This window comes from Pantoea sp. Tr-811 (genome assembly GCF_011752535.1).
Classification (GTDB): Bacteria; Pseudomonadota; Gammaproteobacteria; order Pseudomonadales; family Pseudomonadaceae; genus Aquipseudomonas.
Window position 1 is genome coordinate 128,899 of record NZ_VWXJ01000014.1, and the last position, 20,157, is coordinate 149,055.

At 64.1% G+C, this 20,157-nt stretch carries 15 protein-coding genes; 3 read left to right on the plus strand and 12 right to left on the minus strand.

What is annotated here, in order from left to right; genetic code table 11:
- Positions 1 to 58: 58 nt before the first annotated feature.
- The 3 genes from F3J44_RS20650 to F3J44_RS20660 all read right to left on the minus strand — a co-directional run bounded on the left by F3J44_RS20650 (position 59) and on the right by F3J44_RS20660 (position 4,061).
- Positions 59 to 2,485 (minus strand): TonB-dependent siderophore receptor, encoded by a 2,427-nt coding sequence (locus tag F3J44_RS20650; protein WP_167275491.1) that lies wholly within the window; start codon positions 2,483 to 2,485, stop codon positions 59 to 61.
- Positions 2,486 to 2,592: 107 nt separating this feature from the next.
- Entirely contained in the window at positions 2,593 to 3,555 is a 963-nt protein-coding gene (locus F3J44_RS20655; RefSeq protein ID WP_167275493.1) for a FecR family protein, read from the minus strand.
- 17 nt (positions 3,556 to 3,572) lie between these two features.
- Positions 3,573 to 4,061, minus strand: a complete 489-nt coding sequence (locus F3J44_RS20660) for a sigma-70 family RNA polymerase sigma factor (RefSeq protein ID WP_167275495.1) — start codon at positions 4,059 to 4,061, stop codon at positions 3,573 to 3,575.
- A gap of 506 nt (positions 4,062 to 4,567) precedes the next feature.
- Between F3J44_RS20660 and F3J44_RS20665 the strand changes: the two genes are divergently transcribed.
- The gene (locus tag F3J44_RS20665) at positions 4,568 to 5,731 is read left to right on the plus strand and encodes a type III PLP-dependent enzyme (RefSeq protein WP_167060650.1); all 1,164 of its coding nucleotides are present in this window, start codon (positions 4,568 to 4,570) and stop codon (positions 5,729 to 5,731) included.
- Positions 5,732 to 5,776: 45 nt separating this feature from the next.
- Here the strand turns inward: F3J44_RS20665 and F3J44_RS20670 are convergent, their stop codons facing one another.
- The 3 genes from F3J44_RS20670 to F3J44_RS20680 form a co-directional block, all read right to left on the minus strand.
- Positions 5,777 to 6,289 (minus strand): hypothetical protein, encoded by a 513-nt coding sequence (locus F3J44_RS20670; RefSeq protein ID WP_167275498.1) that lies wholly within the window; start codon positions 6,287 to 6,289, stop codon positions 5,777 to 5,779.
- A gap of 151 nt (positions 6,290 to 6,440) precedes the next feature.
- A complete protein-coding gene (locus F3J44_RS20675) occupies positions 6,441 to 7,190 on the minus strand; it encodes a tetratricopeptide repeat protein (protein ID WP_167275500.1) in 750 nt (249 codons plus the stop codon).
- Between the two features lie 3 nt (positions 7,191 to 7,193).
- Positions 7,194 to 7,874 (minus strand): Fe2+-dependent dioxygenase, encoded by a 681-nt coding sequence (locus F3J44_RS20680; protein ID WP_167060659.1) that lies wholly within the window; start codon positions 7,872 to 7,874, stop codon positions 7,194 to 7,196.
- Positions 7,875 to 8,094: 220 nt separating this feature from the next.
- Here F3J44_RS20680 and F3J44_RS20685 point away from each other — a divergent pair, with 220 nt between their 5' ends.
- Both F3J44_RS20685 and F3J44_RS20690 read left to right on the plus strand, forming a co-directional pair.
- On the plus strand, positions 8,095 to 10,392 hold the full coding sequence (locus tag F3J44_RS20685) for a TonB-dependent siderophore receptor (RefSeq protein WP_167060662.1): 2,298 nt from the start codon (positions 8,095 to 8,097) through the stop codon (positions 10,390 to 10,392).
- 222 nt (positions 10,393 to 10,614) lie between these two features.
- Positions 10,615 to 13,167 carry a sulfite reductase flavoprotein subunit alpha gene (locus F3J44_RS20690; protein WP_205300020.1) on the plus strand — a complete coding sequence of 851 codons (2,553 nt, stop codon included), beginning with the start codon at positions 10,615 to 10,617 and terminating at the stop codon, positions 13,165 to 13,167.
- 76 nt (positions 13,168 to 13,243) lie between these two features.
- On the opposite strand, the gene F3J44_RS20695 is transcribed toward F3J44_RS20690, so the two are convergent.
- From F3J44_RS20695 to hisS, 6 genes are all read right to left on the minus strand, one after another.
- Complete coding sequence (locus F3J44_RS20695) at positions 13,244 to 14,017, minus strand: amidohydrolase (protein ID WP_205300030.1); 774 nt, start codon at positions 14,015 to 14,017, stop codon at positions 13,244 to 13,246.
- Between the two features lie 5 nt (positions 14,018 to 14,022).
- Positions 14,023 to 15,171 carry a pyridoxal phosphate-dependent aminotransferase gene (locus tag F3J44_RS20700; protein WP_167275507.1) on the minus strand — a complete coding sequence of 383 codons (1,149 nt, stop codon included), beginning with the start codon at positions 15,169 to 15,171 and terminating at the stop codon, positions 14,023 to 14,025.
- Between the two features lie 283 nt (positions 15,172 to 15,454).
- On the minus strand, positions 15,455 to 16,918 hold the full coding sequence (der, locus tag F3J44_RS20705) for a ribosome biogenesis GTPase Der (RefSeq protein ID WP_167060674.1): 1,464 nt from the start codon (positions 16,916 to 16,918) through the stop codon (positions 15,455 to 15,457).
- Between the two features lie 117 nt (positions 16,919 to 17,035).
- Positions 17,036 to 18,178 (minus strand): outer membrane protein assembly factor BamB, encoded by a 1,143-nt coding sequence (gene bamB, locus F3J44_RS20710; RefSeq protein ID WP_167060677.1) that lies wholly within the window; start codon positions 18,176 to 18,178, stop codon positions 17,036 to 17,038.
- A complete protein-coding gene (locus tag F3J44_RS20715) occupies positions 18,179 to 18,820 on the minus strand; it encodes a tetratricopeptide repeat protein (RefSeq protein WP_167060680.1) in 642 nt (213 codons plus the stop codon). It abuts the gene before it with no gap.
- Positions 18,821 to 18,858: 38 nt separating this feature from the next.
- Positions 18,859 to 20,148, minus strand: coding sequence for a histidine--tRNA ligase (gene hisS / locus F3J44_RS20720; RefSeq protein ID WP_167060683.1), 1,290 nt, complete (start codon positions 20,146 to 20,148; stop codon positions 18,859 to 18,861).
- Positions 20,149 to 20,157: the final 9 nt, after the last annotated feature.

A 20,157-nucleotide genomic window follows, 5' to 3' on the forward strand; every position in this document is an offset into this window, starting at 1 on the left:
TTGGCCCGGTAGGAGCGACCGGAGGTCGCGAAGGGCCGCACAGCGGCCCCGGCTTGGCTCAGAACCCTACACTGGCCTGCACATAGAAGGTACGCGGTTCACCCACATACAGCCCGGCATTGTTGTCGCTGGAGCGGGTAAAGTACTGCTTGTCGAACAGGTTCTTCACCCCCGCCGCCAACTTCAGGTTGGACAGCTGCGGCCCGAAGTCATACCCACCACGGGCATGCCAGGTCACGTAACCCGGAATATCGCCATACTGCCCATCGGCACTCGGCTCAGTGATGTAGTCGCCGCTGAAGCTGCCATCGGCATTGATCCCGGTGCCCGGCGCACGCTGCTTGCTCTGGGCATAGGCATCGAGGTTCCAGGTCCAATGGTTCACCGCGTAACGCACGCCGGCCGTGGCCACCTGGCGTGAATAGAACGGCAGGTCGCGGCCCTTGAAGCCGGGGATGTCGCCCTCATAGGTGGCGCGGGTAAAGGTGTAGCCCCCCGACACCGACAGCCCTTCCAGGCGCGGGTCCAGCGCGGCCAGGTCGTAGCGCACCGAGGCCTCGATGCCCTGGTGCTTGGTCGCCCCCAGGTTGGTCCAGCCCACATCGTTACTGATGTACTGCAGCTCGTCATCGAAGTCGATGTAGAACGCCGTCAGCTCACCGGCGAAGGCGCCGTTGTCGTAGCGCGTACCCACCTCATAGGTCTTGGCCTTCTCCGGCTCCAGGCCATTGGCCGTGCTGTCGCCCGCGCCGCCCTGGCCCAGCTGGAAGTACTGCAGGCTGCCGAACGACGTCTCGTAGTTGGCGAACACTTTCCAGGCATCGGAGAGGTGGTACATCACGCTCAGCGCCGGCAGCGGCTCGTTGCTGGTGATGCTGCGGTTCTTCTCCGGCACCGGCTTGCCGTTGGTGCCCAGCACCGGGCGGTCGCGCCAGTCGGTGTTGATGTGCTCGAAACGGATGCCGGGGGTGATGGTCCAGTTGCCGACGTCGATCTTGTCATCGATGTAGTAGGCGCTGGCCTCGGTGCCGCCGCTGCGGTCCTGGAACACATGGCCGTCGGAGGTTGGCGTTACGGTCGGCACGTTGTCGATCAGCGCCAGGCGCGAAGACTGCTCGCGCATGGCTTCCTTGAGGTAGCGGTAGCCAACGCTGACTTCCTGGGTGGTGGGGCCGGCGAAGAAGATCCGCGACACCCGCGGCTCGATGGCGAAGGTGTGGTAGTTGCGCGGGTACGACGACAACGTCTTCATGTCGCGCGCGGCGATGGCGCTGCCGCGAAAACTGTCGGTGTAGTAGGTCAGCACCTCGAACTGGGTGGCCTCGTCGAGCTGGCGCTGCCACTTGAACGACACATCCTTGCGCCGCCCGGCGAAGTAGTCGTAGTCGCGCAGCGACTGGTACGGGTTGCGGTCGTACTGGGCCTGGGTCAGGCCGCCGGGCATGTCGGCGCGGCCATCGTAATAATGAAAGTTGAGCCAGAACTCGTCGACGTCGGTGGGCGCCCAGTGGGTCTTGAGGATGACGTCGTCGATGTCGTTGCCGTTGTTGCTCTGGCGGTAGCCGTTGCCGTTCACCCCGGTGTACAGCAAGGCCACGCCCATGCCGTTGTCGGCCGTGCCGCCAACGAACGCCGACTCGGTGTGTTTCCAGCCGCCATGGCGGGAGGTTTCCAGGGTGGTGCCCAGCTCAGCCGAGGCCTTTTCCGGAATGGCCCGGGTCACGAAGTTGATCACCCCGCCGACGTTCTGCGGGCCATAGCGCACGGAACCGGCGCCGCGTACCACATCGATGCTGTCGAGGTTGCCCGAGGAAATCGGCGCCATCGACAACTGCGGCTGGCCATAGGGGGCGAATGCCGCCGGAATGCCGTCGATCAGCACCGTGGAGCGTGGCGACAGGCGCGAGGTCAGGCCGCGCACGCCAACGTTCAGCGACAGGTCGCTGCCGCCGGTGCCGTTGGAGTCCTGCACCTGCACACCGGGGATGCCGCGCAGCACATCGCGCACGTTCATCGCCCCTTGCTCGACCATGGCCTCGCGGCGCACCACGGTGCGCGCACCGGGGTGGTTCTGCACCACGGCCTGGTCGGCATCGCCCAGCCAGTCACCGACCACCTTGATGTCGGTGGGCGCCAGCTCCAGGCTGGCGCTGCCAAGGTCGAGCGCAGGCAAGGGCTTGATCACCACGGTGTCCTGGGACATTTCAAAGGTCAGGCCACTGCCTTGCAGCAACTGCTGCAGCGCTTGTACCGGGGCCAGGCTGCCCGACACCGCCGGTGCCTGCTTGCCCGCCACCAGTTCAGGGCTGAAGAACAGCTGGAGGTTGGTTTGCTGGCCCAGTTGGTTCAGCGCCGAAGCCAGCGGCTGGGCCTGGATCTGCAGGGTGCCGCCGGCTTGCTCGGCATGGCTGTTGACGGCCACGGTGCTGACGGCCAGGGCCAGCGCCAAGGCGCTCAGGCGTGGAAAAGGTTTGTTGTTGTTCACGTCGTCGAAACATCCACAAGAAGGAATAAACGCCAACCGCATGCGAATGGAAATGCTTGGCAGTTGCAGCTGGCGGGGAAGACGAACGAGCGGAAAAAAACCTGAATCTATTTCGCGATTATTTCGCGCGAGCCATCGGCATGGGCCTTGATCGCCACCGGCAGGATGCTCGGCAGGGCGCGCAGCAGCGCGTCGGTGTCGTCGGTGCTGAAGGTGCTGGATAGGCGCAGCTGGGCCACCTTGCCCGGGGCGACCCGCAGCGGCTCGGCACGGTAGCGGGAAACCTCAGCCACCACCTCGGCCAAGCTGGCGTTGTCGAACACCAGTTTGCCCTGGCGCCAGGCCGTCAGGGCACCGGCGTTGACGGAATAAGGCGCACTCACCGTGCCGTGGGCATCGATGGCCGAGCCCTGCCCTGCGCCCAATTGCGCCACCGAAGTAGCACTGCCCTGCACCCTGACCGAACCTTGCTCCACCACCACCCGGGTGGCGGCCGGGTCCAGGCGCACATCGAAGCGGGTGCCGGTCACGGTCACGCTGCCCTGGGCGGTGTCGACCACGAATGGCCGGCTGCTGTCGTGGGCAACGATGAACATGGCTTCGCCAGCATCGAGCCGAACCTGCCGGCGCCCGGCGCTGAACGCCACCTGCAACTGCGTGGCGCCGTTGAGCTCCAGGTGCGAGCCGTCGGGCAGTTCCACCTGGCGGCGTTCGCCCAAGGCCGTTTGAAGGTTGGCGTGATGGTTGAGCTGCTGGTAGTGCCAGCCACTCCAGCCCAGCCCCAGCGCCAGCACCGCCACACTGGCCGCCAGGGCCTGGCGCAGCAGGCGCCGGCGCGGCAGTTGCGCCACCGGGTCAGGCTCGCACAAGGCCTCCAGGCGCTGGCGCGGAATCAGGCTGGCGGCGCTCCACAGCGTGGCCAGCGCATCGTATTCGGCGCGGTGCGCCGGGTCGGCGGCCAGCCAGGCGCGCAGCTGTTGTTGCAGCGCCGCGTCGTGGGGGGCGTCCTGCAGGCGGACGAACCAGGCCGCCGCCTGTTCACGGGCGGTGTCGCTGCCGTGCGGTTTCATGGAAAAGCTCTCCTGACTCATCGTGCCGACACATCCAGGTGCTCGCGCAGATGCCGGAGCGTGCGAATCATATACTTTTCCACCATGTTCTTGCTCAAGCCCATGCGCTCGGCGATTTCCGCCTGGGTCAGGCCTTCGAGCTTCTGCCAGATGAACACCCGCCGACAATTGAGTGGCAACTCGGCCAGGGCACGCTCGACGCTATCGGCCAGTTCCAGGGCATGCACGTAGGCTTCGGGGTCATCGCTTGCCAGCGCGCCCTGGGCGAAGGCTTCCTGCTCCAGGGCCTGGCGCCGGTCCTCGCGGCGAAAGCCGTCGACGGCGATGTTGCGCGCGGTCTGGTGCAGGTAGGCACGCGGCTGCTCGACCTGCTCGCGCGGGTTTTCCAGCACCCGGACGAAGGCATCGTGAGTGAGGTCCTCGACCTGCTGGCGACTGCGCAACTTGCGCGTCCAGGTGCCGATCAGCTCATGGTAATGGTCGAGGAAGCCTTTGTGTCCGGACACGGTCTGGGTCGTCAGGGAGGCGGGAAAGGGTGCGAATAGTAATGTTTCTCATCCATAACGGCAATTCTGCCCGACGGTAACAAAAAATTTATCGTCTTTTTCATGCACGGCAGTGCCAGGAACATGTGGCCATAAATATGAACACCACAGGCCCTTTCGCGGGCAAGCCCGCTCCTACAAGGAATGCGAAAACCCTGTAGGAACGGGTTTACCCGCGAGGGGGCCAAGGTGGTCCATTCCACAATTTTTTACGCTTGAAACACCGTGGGGAACATCAGGCGGTCACGCGAGTCGGTTATTCAAATGGCAGGGCGTCGATCCACGGCGATCACGCCCGGATTGCCTGTTGATTCTGCATTCTTCACGCCCTAAAGTGCGCGCCGAACGTCCATGCTGGAAACGATCCATCCGGCTCAAGTACTGAGTAGGCGAACCAAAGTGGGGATACGGAGGACGTTCAGTTTGCAGCCACTTAATCTTTCAGTTTGCCAATGGAGTCCCTGAGCATGTCGATCCAGGTCGAAGACTATTTCGCGCGTGACACCTTCCAGAAAATGAAGGCGTTCGCCGACAAGCAGGAAACCCCGTTCGTACTCATCGACACCCAGATGATCAGCCAGGCCTATGACGACCTGCGCGCCGGGTTCGAATTCGCCAAGGTTTACTACGCGGTCAAGGCCAACCCGGCCGTCGAAATCATCGACCTGCTCAAAGAGAAAGGTTCGAGCTTCGACATCGCCTCGATCTACGAGCTGGACAAGGTGCTGAGCCGCGGTGTCAGCGCCGACCGCATCAGCTACGGCAACACCATCAAGAAGTCCAAGGACATCCGCTACTTCTTCGAGAAGGGTGTGCGCCTGTTCGCCACCGACTCCGAGGCCGACCTGCGCAACATCGCCAAGGCCGCGCCGGGTTCGAAGGTGTACGTGCGTATCCTCACCGAAGGCTCGACCACCGCCGACTGGCCGCTGTCGCGCAAGTTCGGCTGCCAGACCGACATGGCCATGGACCTGCTGATCCTGGCCCGTGACCTGGGCCTGGTGCCCTACGGCATTTCCTTCCACGTAGGCTCCCAGCAGCGCGACATCAGCGTGTGGGACGCGGCCATCGCCAAGGTCAAGGTGATCTTCGAGCGCCTGAAGGAAGAAGACGGCATCGAGCTCAAGCTGATCAACATGGGTGGCGGCTTCCCGGCCAACTACATCACCCGGACCAACAGCCTGGAAACCTACGCCGAAGAAATCATCCGCTTCCTCAAGGAAGACTTCGGTGACGACCTGCCGGAAATCATCCTGGAGCCAGGCCGTTCGCTGATCGCCAACGCCGGTATCCTGGTCAGTGAAGTGGTGCTGGTAGCACGCAAGTCGCGTACCGCCGTCGAGCGCTGGATCTACACCGACGTGGGCAAGTTCTCCGGCCTGATCGAAACCATGGACGAAGCCATCAAGTTCCCGATCTGGACCGAGAAGAAAGGCGAAGCTGAAGAAGTGGTCATCGCCGGCCCTACCTGCGACAGCGCCGACATCATGTACGAGAACTACAAGTACGGCCTGCCGCTGAACCTGGCCATCGGTGACCGCCTGTACTGGCTGTCGACCGGCGCCTACACCACCAGCTACAGCGCCGTGGAATTCAACGGCTTCCCGCCGCTGAAGGCTTACTACCTGTAACGCAAGAACGGGGCCGCAAGGCCCCGTTCTTTTATCGGCGCAGGCTCAAAGCACGCGATAATCCTTCACCTCGAAGCTGAACGCAGGATTCGAGCCACGGGTACCCACATACCCTTTGTCGACATGCTTCACATCGTTGCCCTTGTGGTCGGCGATCTGAATCACCATGCCCTCGCCTGGCTGCCCACTGATGATCTTCAAGGCCCAGGCAACATGGTCGCCTGTATTACCGTAAAAACCCAGGTAGCCATTCCTGCTGGTGTCCAGCCGCTTGCCCGCATAGGACTTCGGGCTCTGGCAGCTGATTCTGAACTGCTGGGTAGCTTCATCAAGCAGCTCGAAGCGCAACGTGACATCAGACGCTTTGGAAAAATCAGCGTCGAACTCCTTTACCAGCCACCCCGCCCCCGCCATATCCAAACCGCCCGAGGCATAATCATCTTCGATCACCATCAACCTTGAGTCGGCCGAAAGCCCACTCCAGTAATCGCTACTACTCGGTTGCCCCAAAATTTTGAGGCTGGCAGTGAAAGACTGTTTCAACTTGGATTCATTCACGACGTAACTCCCGTTGCATTGCAGTGGCGAGCGAAGCGCTACAGGGGCACAAGCGCCTGTCTCTTCGCGCTATGGATGAGCGACCATCCTCACTGCCAACTGCGCAACAGGTAACCCGGAAAACTGCCCGCAATGCCACGGGTGCACAGGCTCAAACACCCCGCCGCTCAACCTCCTCGGCATAACGCGCGGCAAAGCTCATCAGCAGCGGCCCGGCGCCCTGCAAGGTCACCAGGGCGCTGCGCAGGAAGTTCAGGTTCCCTTCGACCCGCGCCCGCTCCAGCCAAGCGCCGGCCTCGGCCATCTCGCCGCGCTCGGCCAGCACCATGGCCAGGCTGAACATCCCGCGAAAATCCCCCGCCTCGGCCGAGCGGCGATACCAGCGCACCGCCCGCACCGGGCTGGCGGCGGTGGCGATGCCGTGCTCCAAGTAGCGCCCGTACAAGTTCATCGACTTGGCGTGGCCCATTTGCGCGGCCTTCTCGTAGCAAGTCAGCGCCTGGGCCTGGTTGGCCGGCAAGCCACGCCCGGTGGCCAGCAGGTTGCCCAGGTTGTAAAGGCCCCAGTCCAGGCCTGCGTCAGCTGCCTGGGCATAATGGATGGCCGCTTGCGACGGATTCTGCTCGCCGCCCCAGCCATGCTCCAGGCAGCGCCCGAGCATGTTGTGCGCCATGGCGCTGCCGCCCTGGGCGGCGATGCCGAACCAACGCCGGGCGACGCCGGCATCCTGCTCGATGCCACGGCCATCGAGCAGGATCTGCCCGAGCAGCAGCTGCGCCTCGACCACGCCCTGCCCCGCCGCTGCCAGAATCGCCTGGGCGGCCTTGCCGGGGCTTTCTTCGAGCATCGCTTGCAGGCCCGCCACATCCACCACTTCTTCACGTCGCAACTGATAGGACACGGTTCAGACCTCGGCCCAGCGGCGCAGCAGGTTGTGGTAGGTGCCGGTCAGTTGCAGCAGGGACGGGTGGTCCGGCACGTCGGCGGTGAGTTGCTGGATGGCGTTGTCCATCTCGAACAACAGCGCCCGCTGGCTGTCCTCGCGCACCAGGCTTTGGGTCCAGAAGAACGCGGCATAGCGCACGCCACGGGTCACCGGGTTGACCTTGTGCAGGCTAGTGCCGGGGTACAGCACCAGGTCACCGGCGGCCAGCTTCACCTGTTGTTCGCCATAGGTGTCCTGGATCACCAGCTCACCTCCGTCGTAGCTGTCCGGGTCGCTGAGAAACAGCGTGGAGGACAGGTCGGTGCGCACCCGCTCCGGGCTGCCCTTGGGCTGGCGCAGGGCGTTGTCGATGTGGAAACCGAAGTTGCCGCCTTCGCGGTAGCAGTTGATCAACGGCGGGAACACCTTGTGTGGCAACGCCGCGGACATGAAACGCGGGGTCTGCCACAGGCGGTCGATCAGCGCGCTGCCGATCTCCTTGCCCAGCGGGTGGCCTTCGGGCAGTTGCAGGTTGTGCTTGGCCTTGGCCGACTGGTACCCGGCGGTAACCTTGCCATCGGCCCAGTCGGTCTGCTCCAGGGCCTCGCGAATACGGGCCAGTTCAGCGGCGTCGAACAACCCTGGGATATGAAGCAGCATGGCGGCCCACCGTTAAGATCTGTAAAGACGTCAATGATATTGATTCCCTTTTACGCGGCACAAGCCCTTGGCGTGCCTTAGACGATTCAGCGTCGGTAAAACGTAAAGAGAATTTGTAAAGATTGTAAATTTCTAGCGAATGGTAACGAGTCTCAATTGTGCCTTACAATCCCTTACATTAACATCCGCGGCCTTCACACCTTGGGGAAGGTCTACAACAATGCGTCAATACGTACCATCTGCAGTCAGCTCGCCACGCCTGATCGTGACCGCCATCGGCGTCGCCCTCAGCGCTTCGACCGTTTACGCCGCCGAACCGGCCGCCACCAGCGCCATCACCCTCGACGCCACCAGCGTCAATGGCAAGGCTGAGCAGGCCAGCACCGACTACAAGGTCGATAAAGCCGCTTCGCAGAAGTACACCGCACCGTTGGTGGACACCCCGCGCTCGGTGACCGTCATCCCGCAGCAAGTGATCAAGGACACCAACGCCCTGACCCTGCAGGACGCCCTGCGTACCGTACCCGGCATCACCTTCGGCGCCGGCGAAGGCGGCAACCCGCAAGGCGACCGCCCGTTCATCCGTGGCTTCGACGCCCAGGGTGATACCTACCTGGACGGCGTGCGCGACACTGGCGCGCAAACCCGCGAAATCTTCGCCATTGAATCGGTAGAAGTGGCCAAGGGCCCGAACTCGGCCATCGGCGGCCGTGGCGCTGCCGGCGGCACCATCAACCTGGTGAGCAAGCGCGCACACCTGGGCAACTCGCTGGACGGCGCCTGGACCTGGGGCAGCGACCAGACCCAGCGCTACACCTTCGATGGCAACTACCAGTTCAGCGACACCGTTGCCGGCCGCCTGAACCTGATGACCCACGAAAGCAACGTTGCCGGCCGCGACAAGGTCAACTACGACCGCTGGGGCATCGCCCCGTCCCTGGCCTTCGGCCTGGGCACCGCCACCCGCGTGAACCTTGACTACTACCACCTGGAAAGCGACGACCTGCCGGATTCGGGCATTCCTTACAGCATTCCAACCGCAGGCAGCGGCGCGCGCACCTCGGCGCACCCGAGCAAGCCGAACGACGGCGGCGACAGCGACAACTTCTATGGCCTGACCGGGCGCGATTTCCGCAAGACCCGCGTCGACATCGCCACGTTCGCCTTCGAGCACGACCTGACCGACTCGCTGACCATCAAGAACACCCTGCGCCACGGCAACAGCATGCAGGACTACATCCTGACCCAGCCCGACGACAGCAAGGGCAACGTCAACAACGGCAGCGTCTGGCGCCGTGCCAACAGCCGTGTCGGCAACACCGCCACCACCACCAACCAAACCGACCTGTTCGGCGAGTTCTACGTGGGCGGCCTGAAGAACAGCTTCTCCACCGGTATCGAACTGAGCCGTGAAGAGAGCGACCGTTCCTCGTACAACGTCAACACCGACACCACCCCAGGCTCGCCAGCCAGCTCCAGCACCAACTGCACCCCGGGCATGATCGGCGCCAGCAGCGGCTACAACTGCACCTCGCTGGGCAACCCGAACCCGGACGATCCTTGGAACGGCGCGATCTCGCGCAACTACGCCGGCACCACCACCAACAGCAAGACCCGGGCGATCTACGTGTTCGACACCCTGGAGCTGACGCCTGACTGGCTGTTGAACATGGGCCTGCGCTACGACCACTTCGACACCGACTACAAGACCTTCAACGCCGCCGGCACCACCACTGCCAAAGGCAAGGACGTCAGCGAGTTCGTCACCGGCCAGCTGGGCCTGGTGTGGAAACCGGCCGAGAACGGCAGCATCTACGTGTCCTATGCCACCTCCGCAACGCCGCCAGGCGCCCTGCTCGGCGAAGGTATGGAAGGCAACCCACTGGGCGGCACGCCAGACCGTAACGGCAACCTGCTGGGCAGCGACATGGAGCCGGAAGAAACCACCAACTATGAAATCGGCACCAAGTGGAACCTGCTGAACGAGCGCCTGTCGCTGGCAGCCGCGCTGTTCCGCACCGAGAAGGAAAACGCCCGCGTCCAGGTGAACACCAACACCTACGAAAACATCGGCGAAACCCGCGTACAGGGCATCGAGTTGTCGGCCAGCGGCAAGATCACCGACAAGTGGCAGGTGTTCGCCGGCTACACCTACATGCAGGCTCGCCAGATCGACGGCGGCCCGCTGGGCAAGGCCAACGACGGCAACCAGCTGCCGAACACGCCGAACAACAGCGCAAGCCTGTGGACCACCTATTCGATCACGCCGAAGCTGACGGTCGGTGGCGGTGCGTTCTACGTGGATGACGTGTACGGCAGCGTGGCCAACACCACCATGGTCGACAGCTACGTACGCTACGACGCCATGGCCGCCTACAAGCTGACCAAGAACGTCGACCTGCAGCTGAACGTGCAGAACCTGACCAACGAGGTGTACTACGACAAGGCCTTCTCCACCCACTTCGCCAACCAGGCGGCCGGGCGGACTGCACTGTTGACCACCAGCGTGCACTTCTGATGATGGGCCTGGGCTAGCCTGCCCGGGCCTCTTCGCGGGACAAGCCCGCTCCTACAATGGGTTCCCTTTGTAGGAGCGGGCTTGCCCCGCGAAGAGGCCGGCACAGGCAACCCCTAAAAGAAATCACCCCCCGCCCCGTTCATTCCCGTGAGCGGGGCGTTTGCGTATCAAGGCATAATGCAGGTCGCGCAGGACGCGGCGGTTTACAAGGTGAGAGATGTGGTGAAGAAGACGCTGTTCCAACTGCACTGGTTCTTTGGCATCACCGCTGGCCTGGTGCTGGCCTTGATGGGCATTACCGGCGCCCTGTACTCGTTCCAGGAAGAGCTGCTGCGTGCATTCAACGCCGACGTGCTCAAGGTCGAGGTGCGCGCCGAAGGCGTGCTGCCCCCTGCCGAACTGGTACGCCGGGTAGAAGCCGAGCAAGGCGAGAAGGTGTCGATGCTGTGGGTGGATGTACGCGAAGGCAATGCCGCACGCATCTTCTTCACCCCACCACCCGGTGAACGCCGTGGCGAGCTGCGCTACGCCGACCCGTACACCGGCGCGCTCAAGGGCGAGGCCAGCGGGCAAGGCTTCTTCAACCTGATGCTCAACCTGCACCGCTTCCTTGCCATCGGCGACACCGGGCGGCAGATCACCGGCGCCTGTACCCTGATGCTGGTGTTCTTCTGCCTCTCTGGCCTGTACCTGCGCTGGCCGCGCAAGGCCCTGAACTGGCGCACCTGGCTGACCCTCGACTGGGCCAAGAAAGGCCGCGCCTTCAACTGGGACCTGCACGCCGTGGCCGGCACCTGGTGCCTGCTGTTCTACCTGCTGTTCGCCCTTACCGGGCTGTTCTGGTCCTACGAGTGGTACCGCGCCGGCCTGAACAAACTGCTGGCCGACGAACCTGCGGCCGGGCAGCAACAGAAACGCGGTGAAGGCCGCGGCCGCCACGGCCCGCCCCAGGCCGACAAGAATGCCCCGGCGCTGGTAGTGGACTACGACGCCATCTGGGCCAGCCTCAAGAACGCCGCAGGCCCGAACCTTGCTGCCTACAACCTGCGCCTGCCACCGGCAGGCGGCCAGCCGGCCAACCTGTTCTACCTGCAGGAAGACGCAGCCCACCCGCGCGCCTTCAACACCCTGGTGCTGGACCCGGCCACCGGCCAGGTGAAAAGCCATGACCGCTACACCGACAAGTCCTTCAAGGCGCAGCTGCTGCAAAGCGTGTACGCCCTGCACGTGGGCGAATACTTCGGCCTGCCTGGGCGCATCATCGTCACCGTCGCCAGCCTGACCATGCCGCTGTTCTTCGTCACCGGCTGGCTGCTGTACCTCGACCGCCGCCGCAAGAAGCGCCAGGTGCGTGCTGCCCGTGGCAACGTGGCCAGCGCCAAGGCCGCCGGCGACAGCTGGCTGATCGGCTTCGCCAGCCAGAGCGGCCTGGCCGAGCAGCTGGCCTGGCAGAGTGCCGGCCAGTTGCAAGCCGCTGGCGTGCCCGTGCAGGTCCGCGCCCTGGCCGAACTGGGTGAGCACGAGCTGCGCCAGGCTCGCCGTGCGTTGTTCGTGGTCAGCACCTTCGGCGATGGCGAAGCCCCCGACAGCGCCCGTGGTTTCGAACGCAAGGTGCTTGGCCAACCGTGGGCACTGAACCACCTCGACTACGCCCTGCTCGCCCTGGGCGACCGCCAGTACCCGCACTTCTGCGGCTTCGCCCGGCGCCTGCAGGCCTGGCTTGGCGAGCGCGGCGCCAGCACGGCGTTCAGCCCGGTGGAAGTGGACAACGCCGACCCGGCCGCCCTGCAACAATGGCAGCAGGAACTGGCGCAACTGACCGGCGCCCAGCCGGTAGCGGCCTGGCAGCCGCCAAGCTACGGCAACTGGACCCTCGTGCGCCGCGAGCTGTTGAACCCTGGCAGCCAGGGCCAACCGGTGTACTTGCTCGGCCTGTGCCCACACGCGCCTGCCAGCTGGGAGGCCGGGGACCTGGTGGAGGCCCTGCCGCTCAATGGCCAGCCACGGATCGACGCCTTCCTCAAAGGCATGGCGCTGGATGTGAATGCCAAGGTGCAGGTCGAAGGCCTTGCCGAATCCCTCGGCCAGGCCCTGGCCGGCCGCCAGTTGCCAACTCGCCGCGATCACCTGATCGGCCTGCAGCCCCAGGCGCTGGTGGATGCCCTGGTGCCGATCGGCAGCCGCGAATATTCGATCGCCTCGATCGCCAGCGATGGCGTGCTGGAGCTGATCGTGCGCCAGGAGCGCCACGCCGATGGCCACCTGGGCCTGGGCTCTGGCTGGCTCACCGAGTACCTGCCGCTCAACGGCACTTTGAACCTGCGCCTGCGCCGCAACAGCAGCTTCCACCTGCCAGACAGCGCCGCGCCGATGATCCTGATCGGCAACGGCACGGGCCTGGCCGGCCTGCGCAGCCTGATTCGCGCGCGGGTGAATGCCGGCGAGCAGCGCAACTGGCTGCTGTTTGGCGAGCGCAATCGAGCCCATGACCTGCTGTGTAGCCAGGAGCTGCAGGCGTGGGTCGAGCGTGGTGATCTTGCACGACTGGACCTGGCCTTCTCACGGGATCAGGCCGAGAAGGTGTATGTGCAGGATGTGTTGCTGCAGCACGGCGAGGAATTCAAACGCTGGGTTGCCGACGGGGCCTGTGTGTATGTCTGCGGCAGCCTGCAAGGCATGGCGGCTGGCGTGGATGCGGCGCTCAATGGCTTGCTGGGGGAAGACGCCGTGCAGCAGTTGATCGAGGATGGGCGGTATCGGCGGGATGTGTATTGATTCGAGTTTGATTTGAACAGGGCCGGCCCTTTCGCGGGGCAAGCCCGCTCCTACAACGAATGGGCCGGCCCTGCTTTCAATGCAACTCGAAGGTATCGGCATCCAGGTTGGCCGGGAACTTGGCGCGGTACGCTGCCAGTTCCGCCGCGCTCAATACCGCCGTGAACACTCCATCGGCCTCCCCTGCACTGAGCAGGCTCTCGCCCTGGAAGTCCAGCACCTGGCTGTCCCCGGAATAGGCAAAGCCCTTGCCGTCCGTCCCCACCCGGTTCACTGCCGCCACATAGCACAGGTTCTCGATGCCCCGCGCCGGCAGCAGCCGGTTCCAGTGCTGGCGGCGCGCTGCCGGCCAGTTGGCGGTGTACAGCAACAGGTCAGTGTCCTGGGCATCACGGCTCCACACCGGGAAGCGCAGGTCGTAGCAGATCAACGGCCGCACCCGCCAACCCTTGATCTCGAACTGCACCTGGCGCTCGCCCGGGGTGTAGTGCTTGTGCTCACCGGCCATGCGGAACAGGTGGCGCTTGTCGTAGTGCAGGATCTCGCCATCGGGCCGCGCCCACAGCAGGCGGTTGCGGTGGCTGCCGTCGGCGGCCTGGATAATTACGCTGCCGGTCACCACCGCATCGATACGCTTGGCCTGGGCCTTGAGCCACTTGTAGGTCGGGCCGTTCTCAGGCTCGCAGAGGCTTTCCGACTGCATCGAGAACCCGGTGGTGAACATTTCCGGCAGGATCACCAAATCAGCCCCGCGGGCTTGGTCCAGCAACACCTCGAAATGCGCGTAGTTGGCCTCGCGGTCATGCCAGGCCAGGGTGGTCTGCACCAGGGCGACATGCAGGTTGGGCAGGGTACTCAGATCGCGCATAGTTTTTCCGCTGCCTGGCGCAGCGTCTCCTCTCGTTTGGCAAAGCACAGGCGGACCAGGCGTTGCTCGGGAATGGGCTGCTGGTAGAACACCGACACCGGAATGCTGGCCACGCCGTGCTCGCGGGTGAGCCACAGGGCCATGTCGACGTCGTTCAGGTCCGGGCGAATCTGCGAATAGTCCACCAGCTGGAAGTAGGTGCCAGCGGTGCGCGTGAAGCGCAAGCGCGACCCTTCGAGCAGGTCGCAGAACAGGTCACGCTTGGCCTGGTAGAAGCCCGGCAACTCATCAATGTGCTCGGGATGCTCGGCCATGAAATCGGCCAGGGCACATTGCAGGGGCGTAACACCACAGAAGTTGACGTACTGGTGCACCTTGCGCAGTTCGGCGCTCAGGGCAGGCGGTGCGATCACGTAGCCGGTTTTCCAACCGGTGACGTGGTAGGTCTTGCCGAACGAACTGATCACGAAGGCGCGCGAATACAGCTGCTCGTGGGCCAGCACGCTGGCGTGGCGCACGCCGTCGTACACCAGGTGCTCATACACCTCGTCGCTGACCAGGTAGATATCCCGGTCGGCAATCAACCGTGCGAGCTGGTCGAGGTCGTCGCGGGTGATCAGCGCACCGCTTGGGTTGTGCGGCGAGTTGAGGATCACCATGCGTGTGCGCGGGCTCAGGGCATCGCTGAACTTCTGCCAGTCGATGCGGAAATCGCCGTCGCTCAACTGCACATGCACGCAGCGGCCGCCGGCCAGTTCCACGGAAGGTTCGTAACTGTCGTAGCACGGGTCGAAGACGATCACTTCGTCACCGGCGTGGATCACTGCCTGGATGGCGCAGAAGATGGCCTCGGTGGCACCGGGGGTGATGGTCACCTCCTGGTCGGCATCCACCTGCGCGCCATACAGCCGCGCGACCTTGGCCGCCACTTGCTGGCGCAGGGCTGGCAGGCCGGTCATTGGCGAATACTGGTTATGCCCGGCGGCCACGTGCCGGCCTACTGCATCGAGCAGGGCCTGGGGGCCGTTGAAGTCGGGGAAACCCTGGGACAGGTTGAGCGCGCCGGTTTGCACGGCGAGCTGGGACATGGTGGTGAAGATGGTCGTGCCGACATTCGGCAGTTTGCTGCGGATCATGGAGCCCTCTTTCCTGGGGTGTATCCGGCACGGGGTAGAGTCCGAGCATAGCGGATCGAGCAGTCAGGAAAAAGGTTGAAACAATAGGGGGATTGCGCTGGATCAACAGCCCATTGCAAGAGCAACTGCCTTGTTCGGCAGGGTAGGAGCGAGCGTTGCTCGCGATGGGTCGCGCAGCGGCCCCAGGTTCTCAGCTTCGCAGCCGATATTGCCGGGGCTGCGTTGCAGCCCATCGCGAGCAAGGCTCGCTCCTACAGGGATTGCGCCCGCTTTTGAAGGTTGTTTAGCGCTTGTCACGGCGCTTCTTCTCGGCCTTCTTGTGGTGCGACATCAAGCGGCGTTTCTTGTTGACCTGGCGATCGGTGAGGGTGTTCTTCTTGCCCTCGAACGGGTTCTCACCGCCCTTGTACTCGATGCGGATCGGCGTACCGACCAGCTTCAGCACACGGCGGTAGGTGTTCTCCAGGTAACGCGAGTAAGACCTCGGCATCTTGTCGGTCTGGTTGCCGTGAATCACGATCAGCGGCGGGTTGGCACCGCCCAGGTGGGCATAGCGCAGCTTGATGCGGCGACCATTGACCAGCGGCGGCTGGTGCTCGCTCACGGCGTCTTCGAGGATCTGCGTCAGGCGGCTGGTTGGCCAGCGGGTCACCGCCGACTTGAACGCGGCCTGCACCGACTTGTACAGGTGGCCCACGCCGGTGCCGTGCAAGGCGGAAATGAAGTGGATGTCGGCGAAGTCGACGAAGAACAGCCGGCGCTCCAGCTCGGTCTTCACGTAGTCACGTTCGCCCGACTCCATGCCATCCCACTTGTTCAGGGCGATGACAATGGCGCGGCCAGCGTCCAGGGCGAAGCCCAGCAGGTTGAGGTCGTGGTCCACCACACCTTCGCGGGCGTCCATGACAAAGATCACCACGTTGGCGTCCTTGATCGCCTGCAGGGTCTTCACCACCGAGAACTTCTCGACTTCCTCGTGGATTTTGCCGCGCTTACGCACGCCGGCGGTGTCGATGAAGGTGTACTTCTCGCCATCACGCTCGAACGGGATGTAGATACTGTCGCGGGTGGTGCCCGGCTGGTCATAGACCACCACGCGCTCTTCGCCGAGCATGCGGTTGACCAGGGTCGACTTGCCCACGTTCGGGCGGCCGATGATGGCGATCTTGATGCCATCCTTCTCGCTCGGGCCAGGGATGCGAACCGCTTCCTCGCCTTCGGCGACTTCGGCGTCCAGCGCCTCTTCCACCGCGTCACGCGGGATGTGGCCGAGTACCGACTCCATCAGCGCGTTGATGCCACGGCCCTGGGAGCCGGCCACCGGAATGGCGTTGCCCATGCCCAGCGGCGAGAACTCGGCGCGGGCGACATCGGCATCGATGTTGTCGATCTTGTTGGCCACCAGGATGGCTGCCTTGTTGCGCTTGCGCAGGTGCTCGGCAATCATCTGGTCGGCGGCGGTCATGCCGGCGCGGGCGTCCACCAGGAACAGGACGTAGTCGGCTTCCTCGATGGCCATCAGCGACTGCTCGGCCATCTTCTCGTCCATGCCCACTTCGTCACCGGTGATACCGCCGGTGTCGATCAGGATGAAGGAACGACCCTGCCAGCTGGCATCACCATACTGGCGGTCACGGGTCAGGCCCGACAGGTCACCGACGATGGCATCGCGGGTTTTGGTCAGGCGGTTGAACATGGTGGATTTGCCGACGTTCGGCCGTCCCACCAGGGCGATTACGGGAACCATGCGGCTCTCCACTCTTGAATTCTTGAAAATGCAAAGGCCGCTGCAAGGCAGCGGCCGGAGTTCGGGCGGCGTTTCCTACGCCGCGGCCTGAAGCCCGCCAAGGCTTCAAGCATAGCTTCAGCGGATGGTCAGTGCCTCGAGCTTGCCGCTGTTGCCAAAGACGTAGATGGTGTCGCCGACCACAAGTGGGCGGGCGCGCAGGCCATCGCTGTCGATACGCTCACGGCCGACGAAGCGGCCATCGACCTGGCTCAGCAGGTGCAGGTAACCCTCGAAGTCACCCACGGCCACGTAGCTGGAGAACACCTCGGGGGCGGTCAGCTGGCGGCGGGCCATCGAGTCGTTGGTCCACAGGGCGCTGGAAGAGCGCTCGTCGACACCTTCGACACTGCCCGACGCTTCACTGACGTAGACGTTGCCAAAGCCCTGGGCGACACCCACGTAGCTGGAGGCATCACGCTGCCACAGCACGCGGCCGCTTTCCAGGTCCAGGCCCGCGACGCGGCCCTGGTAGGTGCTGACGTACAGGGTACCACCGGACAGCAGCAGGCCGCCGTCGATGTCGACCACGCGGTCCAGCTCGGAACGGCCCTGCGGGATGGCCACGCGGCTCTCCCACACGGGCACGCCGTTGTTGATGTCCACCGCCACCACCTTGCCGGTGGACAGGCCGGCGACGGCCAGGCGGTTGGTGGCGATTGGCGCGCCGGTGCCACGCAGGGTCAGCACGGCCGGGGTGTTTTCGTAGATCCAGCGGCGGTTGCCGGTGGCGGCGTCGAGGCCGATCAGGCGGTCGTCCTGGGTTTGCACCACCACAACGTCACCGTTGTTGGCCGGCGGGGCCAGCACTTCGCTGGTCACGCGCGAGCGCCAGCGCTCCTCACCGGTGCTGGAGTCCAGGGCGACCACTTCACCCTTGAGGGTGCCGAGCATCACCAGGCCGTAGCCCACGCCGACAGCGCCGGAAACCGGCAGCTCCAGGTCCTTCTTCCACACCACGTCACCGGTGATGCGGTCGAGGGCGAAGACTTCGCCGTTGACGTCGGAGGCGTAGATGCGGTCGTTCTCGATGGCCGGCACCAGGGTGTTGTAGGTTTCACCCTGGCCGTCACCGATCGAACGGCTCCACTGCTTCTTCAGCACCACTTCCTCGGTGAACTTGGTCAGCTCGGCCGGAGGCAGTTCCTTCTTGCTGTTGCTGCTGCAACCTGCGGCCAATACGGCCAGGGTCAGCACTGCTGCATGTTTCCAACCGATCACTTACGCATCCCCTTTGGCCAGGTCATCCAGCTTCAGTTGCAGGCCACCGACCGCTGCTTCGTCAGACAGCGCGGCCTTGGCTTTTTCGTAGGCACTGTGGGCATCGTCGGCGCGGCCCAGTTGCACCAGCAGGTCGCCCTTCAATTCCTCACGGCTGGCCAGGAAGGCTTTGTCGGCGTCACCGTCGAGCAGCTTCAGGGCATCTTCGGCCTTGTCTTGTGCAGCGAGCACGCGCGCCAGGCGCTGGCGCGAGATCTCGCCCAGGGTGACGTCGGCCGGCTTGTCCAGCACGCTCTTGAGCTCGGCAGCGGCGTCGTCGAGCTTGCCGCTCTCGACCGCGACCTTGGCCACGAACAGGCTGCCGTATTGGGCATAGGCGGTGCCGCCGAACTCGCTCTTGAGCTTGCCGGCCAGTTCCGCAACCTTGGTTGCGTCAGGCTGGCCGTTCGGCGTCAGGCTGGTTTCCAGCAACGCCTGGTACAGCTGCGAGGCGCCTTGCGACTGGTTGCTCTGGTACTTGTGCCAGGTGTTCCAGCCCAGCACCACCACACCGGCCAGCAGGGCACCGGTGAGCAACGGCTTGCCGTTGCGGTTCCACCAGTCCTTTACGCCTGCCAGTTCATCATCATCGGTACTCGACACCCCAATACTCCTTTTCGCCTATTCGTTGTTGAACCGCGTTACGCCTGGGCGATCGCGGTTTCCAGGTGCTCAGCCAGAGCATCCCAGGCAATGTTCTGTTGTTCGCCCTGGCCACGCAGGGGCTTGAGGCCAATTTCCTGCTTGGCCAGCTCGTCGTCGCCGAGAATCAGGGCGAACAGCGCGCCGCTCTTGTCGGCCTTCTTGAACTGGCTCTTGAAGCTGCCGCCACCGGCATTGACCGCCAGGCGCAGGCCCGGCAAGCGGTCACGCAGGCTTTCCGAAAGGCGCAGGCCGGCCAGCTCCGCCTGCTCGCCGAAGGCGCACAGGTAGACATCGATGGTGCGGTTGATGGCCTCGGGCACCTTGCCGAGGGTTTCCAGCAGCAGGATCAGGCGCTCGATGCCCATGGCGAAGCCGACGCCAGTGGTGGGCTTGCCGCCCATCTGCTCGACCAGGCCATCGTAGCGGCCACCGGCGCAGACGGTGCCCTGGGCGCCGAGCTTGTCGGTGACCCACTCGAACACGGTCTTGCTGTAGTAGTCCAGGCCACGCACCAGCTTGGTGTTGATCACGAACGGAATGCCAGCAGCCTCCAGGCGGGCCTTCAGGCCCTCGAAGTGCACGCGGGATTCTTCGTCCAGGTACTCTTCGAGCTTCGGTGCGCCAACCAGCACCGCCTGGGTGTTCTGGTCCTTGCTGTCGAGAATGCGCAGCGGGTTGCTCTTCAAGCGGCGCTGGCTGTCTTCGTCCAGCTGTTCCAGGCGCGCCGAAAGGAACTCGACCAGCGCATCACGGTAGCGGGCACGGGCTTCGCTGGTGCCCAGGCTGTTGAGTTCCAGCTTGACCGCGTCCTGGATGCCCAGCAGGCCCCACAGGCGCCAGGTCAGCATGATCAGCTCGGCGTCGATGTCCGGGCCGTCGAGGTTGAACACTTCCACACCGATCTGGTGGAACTGGCGGTAGCGGCCTTTCTGTGGGCGCTCGTGGCGGAACATCTGGCCGATGTACCACAGTTTCTGCACCTGGCCATTGCCGGTGATGCCATGTTCGAGCACGGCGCGCACGCAGGCGGCGGTGCCTTCAGGGCGCAGGGTCAGCGAATCGCCGTTGCGGTCCTCGAAGGTGTACATCTCTTTTTCGACGATGTCGGTGACTTCGCCGATGGAGCGCTTGAACAGCTCGGTGAACTCGACGATCGGCGTGCGGATCTGGCTGTACCCGTAGGTATCCAGCAGGCCGGCCACGGTGCCTTCGAAGTAGCGCCACAGCGGTGACTGCTCTGGCAGGATGTCGTTCATGCCACGGATGGCTTGCAGCGATTTGCTCACGAAAAGTCC

What these genes read in the sequence shown, in the direction of transcription:
- F3J44_RS20700 (WP_167275507.1), bottom strand. Translation starts at nt 15,171, where the DNA reads ATGATCCGCAGCAAACTGCCGAATGTCGGCACGACCATCTTCACCACC.
- F3J44_RS20685 (WP_167060662.1), top strand. Translation starts at nt 8,095, where the DNA reads ATGCGTCAATACGTACCATCTGCAGTCAGCTCGCCACGCCTGATCGTG.
- der (WP_167060674.1), bottom strand. Translation starts at nt 16,918, where the DNA reads ATGGTTCCCGTAATCGCCCTGGTGGGACGGCCGAACGTCGGCAAATCC.
- F3J44_RS20665 (WP_167060650.1), top strand. Translation starts at nt 4,568, where the DNA reads ATGTCGATCCAGGTCGAAGACTATTTCGCGCGTGACACCTTCCAGAAA.
- F3J44_RS20680 (WP_167060659.1), bottom strand. Translation starts at nt 7,874, where the DNA reads ATGCTGCTTCATATCCCAGGGTTGTTCGACGCCGCTGAACTGGCCCGT.
- F3J44_RS20655 (WP_167275493.1), bottom strand. Translation starts at nt 3,555, where the DNA reads ATGAAACCGCACGGCAGCGACACCGCCCGTGAACAGGCGGCGGCCTGG.